Source organism: Streptomyces sp. NPDC002886, assembly GCF_042888445.1.
GTDB lineage: Bacteria > Actinomycetota > Actinomycetes > Streptomycetales > Streptomycetaceae > Streptomyces.
Map to the genome: position 1 here is coordinate 69,398 of NZ_JBIAPV010000018.1, position 13,837 is coordinate 83,234.

A 13,837-nucleotide genomic window follows, 5' to 3' on the forward strand; every position below is an offset into this window, starting at 1 on the left:
CCCCCAGCAGCGCGACCATCACACCGGCGTGCCGCTCCAAGGTGTCCGACATGCTCCTCGAAGGCCTGGCGGGCAAGCCCCTGCCGACCGTCCGCCCGGACGAGTGCAGCGGACTGAATGACGCGCAGTGGGTGGAGCTGGCAGCCGAGCAGTCCAGAAGACTTGCCGAGGTTTCCGGGGGGACCGCAGGCTCCGCAGCGACGGCACCCGCGGAGGAACCAGCCGTCACCGAGGTCACTTTCAAGGTGTGGGGGAAGGCGCCGTCCGGCACGACGATCACCTACGGCAGCGACAGCCAGAACCTGGAAGGCAGCGGCCTGCCCATGACCCGCACCCTCAAGTTCAAGGCCGACGCGCTGTACTACCACCTCACCGCTCAACTCCACGGCGGCGGCGACATCCACTGCTCTGTCACCCTCGGCAGCCAAACCAAGGAAGGACAGGCCCGGGGCGGGTACAACATCTGCTCGGCGCAGATCAACCTTCTCTGAGGACCCACTGGCACGTCGAAGCCCCCGATCCACCAAGGACCGGGGGGATGCCCCTATGTCTTTGGTCAAGGGAAACGGGGGTGCGTCGGGTCGGTGGGCCGGGCAGCATGGCGGGGTGGCTGATCTGCTGTGGGATGACGTGAAGTGCTTCTTCGACCCGGACTTGATGGGGTCGCTGCCGGACGTGCGTGTCCCGGATGCCTCGGTGGAGGACTGGCAGGCGGTCCTCGATCTTGTCGCGGAGAAGGGCTGGAAGTGCCAGTACTCCGAGGGAGAGACGGTGCTTCCGGTGCCCCGGGCGGAGGCTGTGCTGTCCCGGCCGGCGGATGCCGAGTGCCCGAACCTGCGGGTCTGGCCGACCGCCGACGTGTTGGCGATCTTCCGTTTTCATGCCGACGATGAAGTCGACTTCGACGTCGACCTGCGCGAGTTGCAGGGCCAAGAGCAACTTGATGTGTTCTGCGGCTTCCTTCGGGAGATCGGGCGGCGGCTGGGCAAGCCGGTGCTGATGGACCCGGAAGGCGACTATGGCCATCCGGTGCTCGGCTTCGATGTCGAGGCAGATCGAGTCCTTCTCCTTGCAGACCCGCAGGCTAGGTGACCGCAGCCGACGGCTGCGGTTCGTAGAAGGTCCCGTCCCGGAGCATCGCGAACAGGACGTCGGCCCGGCGCCTGGCGAGGCAGAGCAGGGCCTGGGTGAATCCGGGAGGCTTTCGCACCAGATCGGGTGCTTCGACCTTCCCTGTCCTGCTTCCGTCCCCGCTCTGCCGCAGCTCGTCCACGCCCGGCTCGACGTGCACGGCGCACCGCGCCTCTTCCTTCCGGCGCGGATCCTTGGCCCGCTGGCTGGTCACTGGCCACAGGCCGGCGGGATCCGCGCCAGCGGGCCAAGGGTGTCGCGCTCGGCTAGTCGGCGATCGCCCAGCCGTAGACGGCTCCCAGCCCGAGGACGAGGGCCATGAAAACGATCTTGACGACTTTCACGGTCTTCCTCTCCTGAACGTGGCTGGGCCCCGACTCCGGGGGGAGGGGTCGGGGCCCAGCGGGCGACGGTGGTCCGTCGTGTGTCTGGTTAGTGGCGGAAGGTGTCCTTGACGTCTTCCTTGGCCTGCTCGGCGTGTGCCTTGGCCTTGCAGGGCGGGCGGAGGCCGTGCGCCGGCATTTCACCGTCGCTCTGGTCGCGCTCGCGGACGACGCGGAACGTGAACGGGACCTTGAGGTCGCCGCGCTCGCGGGCGTAGATGACGGCGGCTTCCACTCCGCGGCGCCAGTGCTCGTGTTCGGGGTTGAGGACCCGCAGGTTGGTGAACGCGGCGAGCGCGGCCGGGTCGCGCGGCGTACTGAACTTCAGCAGGGCCTTGGCAGGGGCACTGACGCCTCCGGAGCCGCCGCCGGTCCCGTCGCTCGTACCGCTGCCGTCCTTGCTGACGGGCTTGTAGCGGCTGGGGACCTGCTGTTCGGCGAGGGTCTTCACGACGCGCGCGTCGTGGGCCCTGAGCGCTTTGAGGAGCTCGGCCGGGCCGCCGTACGCCCGGGACGTGAGCATGTTGTCGGCCGTCTCGCCAGGGCCGAGCAGGATCGGCACCACGAGCGAGGCCGTCTTGCCCTCGCCCGGCTGCATCCGCAGGGCGCGGCCCACGGCCTGGACGAGGTCTGGCATGGAGCCACGTACGTCGGCCCAGTACACGGAGTCGCAGTTCTTGGTGTCGACGCCCTCGCCCAGCACCTTCACCGAGCCGAGGTAGCCCTTCTCCACGACGGTGCCGTCCGTCGCGATCCCTCGGCGAACTCCGCCAGGACCCGGCGCCGGTGGAGGGGCTTGTGCTCGCCGCACAGCCAGTCCGCCCAGATCGTGGCCGGGTACAGCTCGGGGTCGCTGACGTGCACCTGCGCGGTGACGTCCGGGAGGCCGGCGGCGAAGGCTTCGGCCTCCTTCACTAAGTGGTGGAAGACCAGGGTCCGGCGGAAGCCCTCCTCCGAGGACGCCTTCACCAGAGCGGTCTGGAGGGCCGCCAGGCGGGCGCCGCGCATCTCGTCGGAGCGGGCCTCGGCGCCCAGGAGCTGCGCGGCCTGGAACTGGGTGTCGGTGACGTCCACGCATACGACCTGGTAGGGAGCACAGATGCCCCGGTCGATGGCCTCTGAGAGCGACAGGGTGAAGCAGCGGCTGCCGAACGGGCCGTTGGGGTCGTCATCCATGCTCGCGACCAGCTCGCCCGGCGAGCCGGCTTCGTCCTCATCCCCGAGCTGCCACATCCGGGGCGTGGCCGTCATGTACAGCCGGCGCAGCGAGGGGATGCGGGTGTTGTCGTGGATGACCGCCCAGGGCTTTCCGATCCGGCCAGATGTCCGGTGCGCTTCGTCCACGACGATCAGGTCCCAGGCGGAAAGGCCGGCGTTATGCGCCTTCTCCAGGGTGCCCAGCCCGAGGGAGGCGTAGGTGGCGTACACGGTGGCCTTCTCCAGTCCCCGAGTCCACTCCACCAGCTCGACCGGGTCCGTGGTGTTGGGGAAGGACGCCTCCTTACCCCGCAGCGAGGACACCCCGATCGTCGGGCCCCGGCGGCCGCCCTCGCGCCACGCGACCTCGGTCTGGGCGAGCAGGTCGAGGGACGGCACGAGAACGAGAACGCGGCTGGCCTTGAGTTCCTCGGCGCTGCGGGTGGCGACGAGGCTCGTCCCGGATCCGGTCGCCATGATCACCTGAGTCCGTAGTCCACGCTCGGGCACGGTCTGCGCCGCCGGGCGCTCCAGCGCGCGCACGACTGCGTCGACCGCCTCACGCTGGTGCGGGCGGAGCTCCTTCGCCCCGTCACGGTGTTTGTTCCCCGGCCGGACCATCTACGACGTCCTGCTTCTGAGGGTGGGGAGGGTCGGAGACCTGGGCGACGGCGGTGTTCCGCTTGCGGCGTCGGTGTTCGCGCTGTGCTTGGGCGCGGGCGCATTCGCGGGTGCAGTACTTGACGCCAGTAGTTCGGTTCTGTCCGTATTCGGCCCGTCCTCGTTGGCGGACGAAGGCGCGCCGGCAGGTTTCGCTGGCGCATTCGCGGATGGTGGCGTCTTCGGCGAGGTGGTTGTAGAGCTGGAGGAATGCCACGGCCAGGAGTGTGGGGTAGCGGTCGTCGAGGCTGCCGATGCCGATGCTGAAGGGTTCCAGGGCCGCGTTGAGGGTGCTGGTCAGGGAGCTGACCTTCAGTCCCAGCAGTTCCTCGCGCATATGGTCGAGGTCGCGCGGCCACGTCTCTGCCTTGTCGCTGTTGGCGACCTGCCACTGGGTGAGTTCTTCTTCGGTGGCCTCCGCTTCGACGAGCGCGTCGAGTCCGCCTTCGTGGCGCAGAGCCAGCCAGGTGGTGATGGCGTCCTGGGCTTCGGAGATGAACAGCGTCGCTACCTCACCGTGGAGGGCGAACGGGCCGCGCTCGGGGTGGAGGCCCTCCGCGAGCTCGGTGAAGTAGTTGTGCTCCTCCGCGTCGAGGCTCAACGAGCCGACTCGGCCTCCCAGATGCCCGTACGCACGCATCAAGGCGGCGACCGCTTCGAGGTCGGCGGGGTCGAGTTCCATGAATTCGCGCAGGTAGAAGTCCTCCGGCAATGACACCGTCCCGTCGCCGGGGTGGCGCAGCCGGGGGCTCCAGACGATCCACCCGTCTTCCGCTCGCGCATCTGGCAGGGGGCTCAACTCCGGGGCGGGAACGGGCGTTCCGGGCCACAGCGTGGGACGAAAGCGTGGGTCAACGTATGCCGCCATGTGCGGCATCATAGCCAGAGATGAGGGAATACGAAAAGGGAGCAGTTCGTATCACGCATGCGGAACTCGATGGAGGGGGAACCACCGTGACTCAGTGGCAGGATCGCAAAGCCGTCGGAGACCTGCACGAACACCGAGTCGCCACCGCACTGCGCGCCAGAGGCTGGACCGTCCACCCCTGCGGACAGGGCACTTACCCCGAAGCTGTCCGCGAAGCCCTGCGGCGTACCCGCTCCGCTCTTCGCCAGTTCCCCGACCTGATCGCCGCCCGCGGCCGCGACATCGTCACCATCGACGCCAAAGACCACATGCCCAGCACCACCACCAACCGCTACTCGATCAGCTCCACCACCATCCACGCGGGCCTCCACTTCACCGCCATCCACGCCCCGACCCCGCTCTACTACGTATTCGGCGACCTCAAAGTCCTCACCCCCGCCGAAGTCCTCCACTACACCGACCACGCCCTGCGCCACTCAAGCGGCGCCTACCACCTCGTCAGCACCCAGCACGCCCACCCCTTCGATCGCGTCTTCGGCCCGGCTGTCGCCCAAGCCGCCTGACCAGGCAGTGCCCGGCTCAGTCCGCCCCACTCGATGCCGGGGCGGCAGCCGGTGGCCGCACGGCGACCAACTTGGCGGACTCCGTGCGTGGTGTGGCTGTGTTGCCGTGCCCAGTACGCCTCGCCGGGGGCTGCCACTCGTCGGGGCCTTGGTCGCCCTTGGACCTGTTCGTCGCCGCCGACACCGCCAAGAGCTGGGGGCGGGTCAGGCCTGGCGGATTCTCAATGGACCACGGCTGGGCCGCGTTTTACGGTACGGGCTGTCCGCGAGAAATCTGGTCGCGCCCCGGTGGCGGAGGCGACAAGATGCGGCCATGGCTGACGATCTCTTGCTCGTGCGCGTCCGAGAGCTGTGGGTGGAGCTGGCGGGCACCCCGGTCGAGTTCTCTCCTTCGGGAGGTACGAGGGTTGTGGTCGCGCCCGGGTCGCGGTTGTGTCCGCCGTCGTGGAGCGGGATCGTGCGGATCGGTGACGCCGCCCTCGTCACTGCGCCGAGCACGCGGGCTGCCGGGATGGTGGGCGACGCCGCGCGGAAGATGACCCACGAAGAGGTCGTTGACATCGCTCGTCTGCGTACAGTGCTGCCCGTTCTCGATGTTCTCGGGCCGGCTTCGCTCTTCTATCTCGACCGGGACAGCTTTCTTCCTGCGCATGAAGGTATTGGGGTCGAGCAGTTGCCGATCGGTGACGGAGACCTGGCCGCGCTTCTGGCCCTGGCTGGGGAGGAGGAGGCCGGCGAGAGCGGTCTGGAGGACGTGTCTTCTCCCGCGTTCTGTCTTCGCCAGGGCGATGGGGTCGTAGCCGCAGCCGGGTACCGGTCCTGGCCGCAGTCGGTAGCCCACCTGAGTGTGCTGGTTGCCCCGCACTGTCGGGGCCGGCGCCTGGCTCGGGCCGTGGCGTCCGCAGCCGTGGCCCATGCCCTCAATGCCGGGTTGCTGCCGCAGTGGAGAGCACGGCCCTTTTCATCACAGCGTGTGGCTCTAGCTCTGGGGTTCCAGGAGCTGGGCGCCCAGCTCAGTCTTCGGCTTGGCGACGTCCCCCTCGACCAGGGTCCGTAAGGACGGAGCCCCTTCCGCTACTGCCATGTCGGGTGAGAACGGCGAGCCCGAGATGCTCAAACGGCATGGCGACAATGCAGGTCAGCATCACGGCACCCGCCAAATGCGCTGCGACAGGACAGGGGTGCTTCAGAGGACCTGATGAGCCCCGATCTGGTACTCGGTGTCTTCCCCTGAAGGTGCGGTCCTTCCATGGCGGGCAGCGTCCGCTACCAGCGAAGATGCCCGTCATGAGTACCGAACAGACCCTCGCCCCGCTGCGCTCGACGCACTCCATGCCGGTGGTGTTCGCCGCCGGGGCCGCGATTGGCGTGCTGGGCGGGATGATCGGTCTGGGCGGCGCGGAGTTCCGCTTGCCGCTGCTGATAAGCCTGTTCGGGTTCGCCGCGCTCTCCGCCGTGATCCTGAACAAGGCGATGAGCCTGGTCGTGGTCCTGACCGCGCTCCCCGCCCGCCTCGCGGCCGTGTCCGCCTCCGAGCTGGCCGCGCACTGGCCCGTCGCGGTCAACCTCCTTGCCGGAAGCCTCCTCGGCGCATGGGCCGGCGCATCGTGGGCGGTGCGGATGCGCTCCTCCACCCTCTACAAGGTCCTCGCCGCGCTCATGGTGCTTATGGCCGCGGCCCTGCTGTTTACCCACTTCTCGACCCTGGGAATGCTCGACCTGCCGCTGGCGGCCCAGGTGCCGCTCGGGGTGGCGGCCGGGTTCGGCATCGGCGTGGTCGCGGCCATCATGGGCGTGGCCGGCGGCGAGCTCCTGATCCCCACGGTCGTGCTGCTCTTCGGACAGGACATCAAGATCGCGGGAAGCCTGTCCCTGCTGGTGTCCCTGCCGACGATGCTGGTGGCCTTCGCCCGCTACAGCCGCGACGGCAGCTTCGCGGTTCTGGGGGCCAACCGCCGCTTCGCCCTGGTCATGGTCGCGGGCTCGATCACGGGAGCGGTGCTCGGCGGTCTGCTGCTCGGGGTGTTCCCGGACGTGGTCCTCATCCCCGCCTTGGCCGCGATCCTGCTCGTCTCCGCAGTCAAGCTCGCCCGCCACGACTGACCCCCCGCTCCACCGCTCCGGCCTCAGGCCAACTGGGTTGCTCAGGGTGTCCAAACTGGGGGGTTCTTGGAGCCCTTCGCCCACCTGAGCAGCGCGGCGAGCTGCTGCTCAGGTGTGTCTGGTACCGGCCGCGTGTACAGCAGCTTCTCCAGTTCCGACCCGATCACCTTGACCCTCCGTCCGCCCAGGACCAGCCGCTACAGCAGGTCTCTCACGAACCAAGTGGCCGGGCGCTCGGAATGCCGATCCTTCCGTCACCAGGTACGGAGATGCGCTACAGCGTCTGGGAGGGCGCCAGGCCAGCTCGGCAGCGACGAGGTTGCACCTTGGCCGCCGCCCGGCCTTCGCCTCAGCGGAGTGACAGCCAGGGGCTGGCACCCGCGGCTCAGGGGGACTTTGGGGGGAGGGGTGATGGAGAGAGCGCCGATTTACCTGAACCAAGGCAAGGTACAGGCCCGGTGCACGACCATGGAGAACGGGGGTGCCGCCAGCAAGGCTGCGCCTGGATCGGTGGAGGGAGACCTGAGTGCGGTTAGAAGTGCACATGGAATCGCGGACGGGGGAACTGCGTTCGTTGCAGGGTTGGCTTCGTTTGGATCCGGCTGTTCGTGGGACGGCCGTGACCGACCTGAGGGGAAGCACTCCCCGTCCGGGAGAGATGGGCGCCACGCTCGATGTGCTGCAGTTGGTAACGGGAAACGGGTGGAGCGCAGCGTCGTTTGTGCTGGCTCTGGTGGCGTGGCGGCAGAGTCGGCCGCAGCGACCGCGGATAGAGATCCACCAAGGTGACAGGATCATCGTCCTGACCGGTTGCTCACCCGAGGAGGTCGAACAAGCGACCCGAGCACTGGATGCTGCTGCAGACGAGGGCCGGCGCGCGTGAGTGTTCTGCCCGACCCCGGGGCCTCACGTGCGGTACTGCTGGGCACGAGCCGCTACGACCACCTCGAGCAGTTGCCCGCTGTCTCGAACAACCTGACCGCCCTCGCCGCCCTTCTGAGCAGCCCGCTGTCCCTGCGCTTACCCGCTGAGCACGTGACCGTCGTCGAAAACCCCCACGATCCCACTGCCGCGATCGTCCCACTGCGCCAAGCAGCTGCCGAGGCCACAGACACACTGATCGTCTATTACGCCGGCCACGGCCTCATCGACCCCCACGATGCCCTCACCCTGGCTTTGCCACACACGCGGCCTGACTGGGTCGAGACCAGCCTCAACTACGACTGGTTGCGGCAAGTCCTTCTGGACTCCGGAGCACAGAGGTTCGTCGTCCTCCTGGACTGCTGCTATGCCGGCCGCGCACTTGGCAGGATGAGCGCATCCCAGAACCTGGCCGACCAGGCAGCGGTGGAAGGCACTTTCCTCCTCGCTGCCTCCGCCGAAACCAGCCCTGCCAAGGCTCCGGTCGGTGACACCTACACAGCCTTCACCGGCGCCCTTCTCGACACGCTGCGCCACGGTATCTCGGGAGGGCCGTCACTGCTCGACCTGGAGACTGTCTACCGCCACCTGCGAGTGACCCTGGAGGCACGAGCACTACCTGTTCCACAGGCCAGGAACCGCAACAGTGGCGCCCAGGTGGCTCTGGGACGTAATCATGCGGATCTTCCCGACATACCAGTTGCGGCCGGCCGCGAGACAGATCACCGTCCGTGGCCTGACCCGACTTCGATCAGTACTGTCACCGGCTTCCTCACGCACCTCGGGGCCGTGCGGGAAGTCAGCGGACTGACCCAGGAGGAGGCTAGCCGCCGCTCAGCCGGACAAATCTCCGTCGGCACTATCAGCAGACTGGTAAACCGCGACGTGCTTCCAACCACCTGGAACACAACAGCCGCCTACCTGGCCGCTTGTGGTGTTCCCAATGACCAAATTCAGCAATGGCACAGAACCTGGCTGACACTTCGCCGCAGCGCAGCCGCACCAAGACAAGCGCACGACGACGTGCGCGCTCCTGCGAGCGCTGAACCCGGCAGTGCGTGGCGACGGCTTACCGCCTTATGGCGCGATCGAGGTCACTGAGCCGTGCCAGCCGGGGAAGTGGCTCCAGACGGACGAGGTTGAGGGGGCGTATTTGTATTCTCGGCGTCACTCCCGACTAGCGTGTTCCAGCCGGCGATGGCCAGCAGAACGGCTACTACGATCACGCCGGCAGACGGCTTCTTCCATCTGCTAGACACCAACGAGGGTTGTACATAGTGCCGGGCCCGGTAGTACCCCTTGCGCTGCTGTGCCACAGTCCCACTCCCCCCAGCGGCAGACTACGGACTACCCAGTCTGGCAGCAGCGCCCCGTCCGCACTGCCGAATGGCTAACCCTGTCCGGATGAGGGGATGAGGTCGTTGGGGTGTAGGGCCCTATCGGACACTGGGAGGTCTAGGGTTCCCGTGACGATGGTGTCGTGGTTGGTGCAGGTTGCGGCCTAGGTGGCGGTGATGAGGGGGGCAGCTGGCGCGGAGGCGAGGATGATGACGCCGCGGGCATCGGCATGCCCTTGGGGGCGGATGTCTCCCAGCTGGTAGGTGATGGTGGCGGATCCGCCATTCACGATGTCGGGCAGGGACGGGTCGGGAACATACAAGGACCTGGCTCCTGGGAAATTGCTGAGTCCCGGGGTGGTGGTCATGCCTATGCTGGCCGTCACGGCTTGCTGGAAGATTGACTTGCGCCGGGCCGATCCGAATGGCGTGGGACGGGTTGGCAGGCCGGTGACGGACTCGTTGCTTGCGTACGAGACGGTTCGGTAGGCGTCGACTTCGCCAGGGATGTACAGACGGAGCTCGACGTCTCTCAGGTTCAGGTTCGTTCGATTGGTCAGGCGCACTCTTACAGGTGTCAGACGGGCCTGGGCTGCACGGCGGACGGCTGTCGCCAGTTGCTCCGAACACTGGGCGATGTACTGCTGTACCTGTGCCCGATAGTCCTGCTCCGAACGTGGGTCTGTCTCCTCGACGTGCCTTTGGATGAGTGCCGTCAATTCGCCGATGGTCAGGCGCGGTGCCGGGAGGTGGGCTACATCGGAGGGCTGCAGCTTCATGCCCGCCTCGGAAGACGAGGTCGGCGCCGACGTGGGTTGAAGCGTCGCCTCGCATTGCCGCTGCTCTTCTTCGAGCCAGGCTTCCTGCGAGACGGGGCTGCTGTCGACGGGTTGCAGCGGAGTGCCGCCAACAGCGGTCAGCTGCAGGACGATCTGGAGTGGTGGCGTCTCCGGCCTGTCCCCCTGCGGGGTTGCGCGTTCATCCTGAGCTGCGGTGAGCAGAGCGTCCCACTCCCGCCTTGCCGTCTTCAGCCACGCCAGGTTGATCCGGTTGTCGTTGAGCAGCGATGGCTCGCCCGCCCACGCCGACCAGGCTGCGATGACGGCCAGCATTACATCGCCGTCCTGTGGCACGACGAACTTCCTTGAGGGGCCGTGAGGAGGAGCCCAGTCGCTGGCACGCTGCCCCCTGAAGTGCGCTGTACCAGCCACACCAGACTGCCGGACGACGTTCTCCAGACTGCTTAGCGAGCTGGAACGGCCAGCGTCTTTGCGCGTCTGCTCGGCGCGTTCACGCAGTTCTCTCAGCCGGAACCACAGCGCCTGACACCGTGGGCCCACGGTCCGCCCTGCTGACTGTTCCATACTCGCCCCTGTCGATGTGCCGACTGCCCGCCCCTCCCGGGGTAAGGAGACGGATGCCCGCGCCTTCGTGGCCGTGACCTGCAGGGTAGCCATGCAAGCGCCCGCCCTGCCCGCGACTTGGGACAGCTGGCGGTCTCCGGCTGAAGAGTGGTACCAACGCCGACCCCGGCGACAACAGCCGAGACGTACCGCCACGGAGGACCCAATGAAGCCCAGTCGCCGGCAGGACACATCCGCCAGGACTGCTCATGCATGCGGCCTAGCTGACCGCTCCCTGCGACGCGCAGCCGTCCGCCAGGCCGCTTTGTCTCTCGTAGCCGCCACTGGACCAGCCCTCGTTACCATCCTCCAGTGGTGGACACGTACCCGCTGATCTGTCCCGCTTCCCATAACGGCTGCCCCAGTCGATCCCCACTTCCCCACCCGGTTCGGCGCTCACCGCCGTCCGGAAGCTGCTCGAGGCCGTCGTCGTGGTGGTCTTGCGGGCTCGTGCGGTGCCGAGGTTCTCCAGTCCACGTGGAGGGCTTCGTTCGCTGCGCGGTAGGTTGTTGGGGTACTGATGATGTGCATTGATTTGTCAGTGATTTTTCGGCGTTGATGTGTCAGTGGTTCTTCGGGGGATTGCCGCTGGTCGGCGGGTGTGTGGGTTGGGTTTTGGTACTGACAGTTGGTGCCGATTTCGCGCTGACGTCTTTGACGTTTTGCCTGGTCAGTTTGGTGCAGATTGGTACTGCGCTTTCGGCGTCTGTCTGGTCGCAGATGGCCCGCCAACTCGCCCTGCTTCAGCAGGCCGGCGTCGGCATGAGTGTCTTCCTGACCCAGCTCGGCAGGGTCGCTTCGACCGTGCGGCGGACTGTCGAGGCGAACTCGGCGGCCATCAGGGCCGCGGGCACCGACCGGTGGGCCGACCAGCTCCGGGCGACGATGCCCGGAAGGGATCGTCCGCGACGCGATTCTTACCTCCCCGGCAACGGGCGTCCCGGTGCGCCCGTACGGCGGGCGGGCCCCCGTGGCGTGCTGTTCTTCAGTATTCGTGGTGGGTGTGGTGGAGGGCGGTGCGGAGGATGTGTCCGGTGGTGGTGATGTGGGTTGTGATTCGGGTGCGTTCGGTGTGTGCTTCGGGTGGTGCGGCGGATCCGGTGGGCCACGCGTCTTTCCAGGTTTCCAGGGCTTGGACGTGGGGTTGGTTGGTCTAGTAGACCCCGCGTTGGAGGGGTGTCCAGAGGGCCTCTGGGAGGGTTACGACGAGTCTGGCGGTGAGTTCGGTACCCGAGTGGGGTCCTGCGCCCCCGAGGGTCTGTCCTGCCCGCTGGGCGCCTTCGGGGATCGGGTCCCAGTCCCGTAGTAGGCCGCGGTGTTCGAGTTCGGTGCGGAGCGCGGGAGTGAGTGCGTGGAGCCGGCTGACGCGGTGCCGGCCGGTCGCGCGTAGGCGGTCGCGTTCGGCGCGGATCCGCGTGCGGGCCGCACGGAGTTGGGGCCCGCACAGAGCGAGGAGGTTCGCGTCCTGTTCGGCGCCGGCCTGCCAGCGGGTCTCGGCGGACTGCTGCTTCTGGACCAGGGCGTCGAGATGGTCAAGGTCAGCGGGGGAGACCGCTACGACCATGAGGTGTGCCATGAGCCCATCCTCGCCTGGTAGATGGGGCCCGGAACCGGTCAACCCCCTCGCCCTCTTCGCACAGCCGGTCCTGTGTATCTATATAGATACTTGAACCCAATCCGCACCGATCCCTTGATTCCAGAGCTTATCCACCACCGAAATTTGAAGCATGCAGGTAGGCAGGGGCACGAAGCGGTCCCGGGCGGTCCGGAGCGAAGCGCAGGACCCCGGCCTGAAGGGCCGACCGTAGCCCGGCCTGTGGGCTTGGAGAACTTCTGATCGGGCCTGTGCAACCTTCGCGCGGCCTGGGTGGTCTTTGAGGTGATGAAAGATGATGCGATAGCTGTTGTGGCTGCACTGTACGAGGCGCACCGCGCGCTTCCCTTCCCTCCGGGTCTTGCCGGTGCGGATAGGGCGGGCTTCGATCTGGTCTTGGTGGATGCCGACATAGCTGGCTGTGTTCACACCTGGCTGGGCAATGGCGCCACGCTCGACGAGTGGCGTTACAGGGTCCTGCACTGGCGTGGATCCCAACTTGATCAGATTTTGTCTGTCCTGGGGCCGGGTGACAGCCCGGCTTACTGGGCCAATCTCTTCCGGATGGCCGAACTTGTAGCATCCACGGATCCCAGGTCGAAGGACTCCTATCCGCCTGAACCGTGGAGACCCCAAGACCCTTCGGCAAGGAGCTGAACCGGCCGCGGCCGACCTGAAGGCGAAGCCGGAAGCCAGGGCGGGGGAGTGAAGCGGACCCGCCAAATGGGCCGGAGGCCCGGACCCCGTGAAACGGGGTCACCTCCCGCGCGCAGCGCGGGAGCCCTTGGGGCTGCGAAGCAGCTCCGCTTCGGGTGGAGCGCAGCGGAACTTGAAGCTAGTCCGCAGCGAAGCGCAGAGCGGGCCCGAAGGGGTCCGCCCGAGCGCAGCGAGGGTTGCGCAGGCGTGCCTGCGCTTCGTTTGGTCTCTTTGCTCGGGGGCATCCGGCCGTCATGGACACCACAACGGATACCGGTGAAGAAGTGATCGAGACTCAGGGCGATGAGCATCATGTCGTGCTCAGTGCTGACGCGAATGGTGACGGGAAGCCCGACGTTTGGATGATCGACACCACTGGTGATGGGAAGGCCGATCTCTATCAGTTCGACACCACTGGTGATGGCCGGGTTGATGTCACCATCGCCGAACGTGGTGAAGAGGCCGGGAGTGACCGCGTGGTCGTCGGGGGAGACGGCGGCCACCCGCAGGAAGTCTGATCTTTCCCGGGCTTCTCCTCCATCCAGGCTATGACCTCAGGGCCTGGATGGAGGAGAAGCCGTAGCGAGGTTCATCGAACAGGGGGTGTTCGGGCATGGAGCTGGCTGGGACGACGTGGCCTGACGGAGCGGTGGGGAAAGTTTTGGCGGTGGCGCTGTTTGTAGCTTTGGTCTGCATGTTCTCCTGGGGCTTGTACCGGAAGAAGCGCTGATGCCCTGGCTGTAGAGCCCCAGTGAAGAGGCTCTACAGCCAGCTGCCCGCGTAGCGGGCTTGGTCCTGGTGGGGAGTGGAGCTGACCCGCCCAACGGGCCGGAGGCCCGGACCCCGTGAAACGGGGTCACCTCCCGCGCTCCGCGCGGAGCGCGGAGGCTGGCGAAGCCAGCCTGCTCTGGTGGAGCGCAGTGGAACCAGAGCCAGTCCGGAGCGAAGCGCCGGACCTCCGGCCGGAAGGCCGGCATGGCT

14 protein-coding genes and 1 pseudogene are annotated in these 13,837 nt (G+C 67.1%); 8 read left to right on the plus strand and 7 right to left on the minus strand.

Features of this window, described 5'->3' with window-relative positions:
* The first annotated feature begins 50 nt into the window (after nt 1-50).
* Nucleotides 51-491: a hypothetical protein gene (locus ACFYYB_RS40910; RefSeq protein ID WP_389443597.1), complete on the plus strand. Its 441-nt coding sequence runs from the start codon at nt 51-53 to the stop codon at nt 489-491.
* 115 nt (nt 492-606) lie between these two features.
* The gene (locus ACFYYB_RS40915; RefSeq protein WP_389443599.1) at nt 607-1,092 is read left to right on the plus strand and encodes a hypothetical protein; all 486 of its coding nucleotides are present in this window, start codon (nt 607-609) and stop codon (nt 1,090-1,092) included.
* Here the strand turns inward: ACFYYB_RS40915 and ACFYYB_RS40920 are convergent.
* The 4 genes from ACFYYB_RS40920 to ACFYYB_RS40935 all read right to left on the minus strand — a co-directional run bounded on the left by ACFYYB_RS40920 (nt 1,085) and on the right by ACFYYB_RS40935 (nt 4,089).
* A complete protein-coding gene (locus ACFYYB_RS40920) occupies nt 1,085-1,345 on the minus strand; it encodes a hypothetical protein (protein WP_389443627.1) in 261 nt (86 codons plus the stop codon). The two genes, ACFYYB_RS40915 and ACFYYB_RS40920, sit on opposite strands and share 8 nt — an antisense overlap.
* A gap of 218 nt (nt 1,346-1,563) precedes the next feature.
* On the minus strand, nt 1,564-2,247 hold the full coding sequence (locus tag ACFYYB_RS40925) for a hypothetical protein (protein WP_389443601.1): 684 nt from the start codon (nt 2,245-2,247) through the stop codon (nt 1,564-1,566).
* Nucleotides 2,220-3,332, minus strand: coding sequence for a DEAD/DEAH box helicase family protein (locus ACFYYB_RS40930; protein ID WP_389443603.1), 1,113 nt, complete (start codon nt 3,330-3,332; stop codon nt 2,220-2,222). Before ACFYYB_RS40930 ends, ACFYYB_RS40925 begins: the two co-directional genes overlap by 28 nt.
* Nucleotides 3,304-4,089 carry a CGNR zinc finger domain-containing protein gene (locus tag ACFYYB_RS40935; RefSeq protein WP_389443605.1) on the minus strand — a complete coding sequence of 262 codons (786 nt, stop codon included), beginning with the start codon at nt 4,087-4,089 and terminating at the stop codon, nt 3,304-3,306. The genes ACFYYB_RS40930 and ACFYYB_RS40935 overlap by 29 nt, the downstream gene beginning before the upstream one ends.
* A gap of 236 nt (nt 4,090-4,325) precedes the next feature.
* Between ACFYYB_RS40935 and ACFYYB_RS40940 the strand changes: the two genes are divergently transcribed.
* Complete coding sequence (locus tag ACFYYB_RS40940) at nt 4,326-4,802, plus strand: hypothetical protein (protein WP_389443607.1); 477 nt, start codon at nt 4,326-4,328, stop codon at nt 4,800-4,802.
* Nucleotides 4,803-4,920: 118 nt separating this feature from the next.
* Here the strand turns inward: ACFYYB_RS40940 and ACFYYB_RS40945 are convergent.
* Nucleotides 4,921-5,010: pseudogene (locus tag ACFYYB_RS40945) on the minus strand (HNH endonuclease); the annotation flags it as partial.
* A 105-nt stretch (nt 5,011-5,115) separates the two neighbouring features.
* Between ACFYYB_RS40945 and ACFYYB_RS40950 the strand changes: the two are divergent.
* The 4 genes from ACFYYB_RS40950 (at nt 5,116) to ACFYYB_RS40965 (ending at nt 8,927) form a co-directional block, all read left to right on the plus strand.
* A complete protein-coding gene (locus ACFYYB_RS40950; RefSeq protein ID WP_389443609.1) occupies nt 5,116-5,859 on the plus strand; it encodes a GNAT family N-acetyltransferase in 744 nt (247 codons plus the stop codon).
* 230 nt (nt 5,860-6,089) lie between these two features.
* Nucleotides 6,090-6,905 carry a sulfite exporter TauE/SafE family protein gene (locus ACFYYB_RS40955; RefSeq protein WP_389443611.1) on the plus strand — a complete coding sequence of 272 codons (816 nt, stop codon included), beginning with the start codon at nt 6,090-6,092 and terminating at the stop codon, nt 6,903-6,905.
* Nucleotides 6,906-7,449: 544 nt separating this feature from the next.
* Nucleotides 7,450-7,788, plus strand: a complete 339-nt coding sequence (locus ACFYYB_RS40960; RefSeq protein WP_389443613.1) for a hypothetical protein — start codon at nt 7,450-7,452, stop codon at nt 7,786-7,788.
* A complete protein-coding gene (locus ACFYYB_RS40965; protein WP_389443615.1) occupies nt 7,785-8,927 on the plus strand; it encodes a caspase family protein in 1,143 nt (380 codons plus the stop codon). Before ACFYYB_RS40960 ends, ACFYYB_RS40965 begins: the two co-directional genes overlap by 4 nt.
* Nucleotides 8,928-9,327: 400 nt before the next feature.
* Here the strand turns inward: ACFYYB_RS40965 and ACFYYB_RS40970 are convergent, their stop codons facing one another.
* The gene (locus ACFYYB_RS40970) at nt 9,328-10,296 is read right to left on the minus strand and encodes a hypothetical protein (protein ID WP_389443617.1); all 969 of its coding nucleotides are present in this window, start codon (nt 10,294-10,296) and stop codon (nt 9,328-9,330) included.
* Between the two features lie 1,423 nt (nt 10,297-11,719).
* On the minus strand, nt 11,720-12,142 hold the full coding sequence (locus tag ACFYYB_RS40975) for a hypothetical protein (protein WP_389443619.1): 423 nt from the start codon (nt 12,140-12,142) through the stop codon (nt 11,720-11,722).
* A gap of 968 nt (nt 12,143-13,110) precedes the next feature.
* On the opposite strand from ACFYYB_RS40975, the gene ACFYYB_RS40980 reads away from it, so the two are divergent.
* Nucleotides 13,111-13,374 (plus strand): hypothetical protein, encoded by a 264-nt coding sequence (locus ACFYYB_RS40980; protein ID WP_389443621.1) that lies wholly within the window; start codon nt 13,111-13,113, stop codon nt 13,372-13,374.
* The last annotated feature ends 463 nt before the right edge of the window (nt 13,375-13,837 follow it).

Excerpts from the sequence above, each read along its gene's own strand:
- ACFYYB_RS40910 (WP_389443597.1), top strand. The coding sequence starts at position 51 with ATGCTCCTCGAAGGCCTGGCGGGCAAGCCCCTGCCGACCGTCCGCCCG.
- ACFYYB_RS40950 (WP_389443609.1), top strand. The coding sequence starts at position 5,116 with ATGGCTGACGATCTCTTGCTCGTGCGCGTCCGAGAGCTGTGGGTGGAG.
- ACFYYB_RS40975 (WP_389443619.1), bottom strand. The coding sequence starts at position 12,142 with ATGGCACACCTCATGGTCGTAGCGGTCTCCCCCGCTGACCTTGACCAT.
- ACFYYB_RS40955 (WP_389443611.1), top strand. The coding sequence starts at position 6,090 with ATGAGTACCGAACAGACCCTCGCCCCGCTGCGCTCGACGCACTCCATG.
- ACFYYB_RS40930 (WP_389443603.1), bottom strand. The coding sequence starts at position 3,332 with ATGGTCCGGCCGGGGAACAAACACCGTGACGGGGCGAAGGAGCTCCGC.
- ACFYYB_RS40960 (WP_389443613.1), top strand. The coding sequence starts at position 7,450 with ATGGAATCGCGGACGGGGGAACTGCGTTCGTTGCAGGGTTGGCTTCGT.
- ACFYYB_RS40980 (WP_389443621.1), top strand. The coding sequence starts at position 13,111 with ATGGACACCACAACGGATACCGGTGAAGAAGTGATCGAGACTCAGGGC.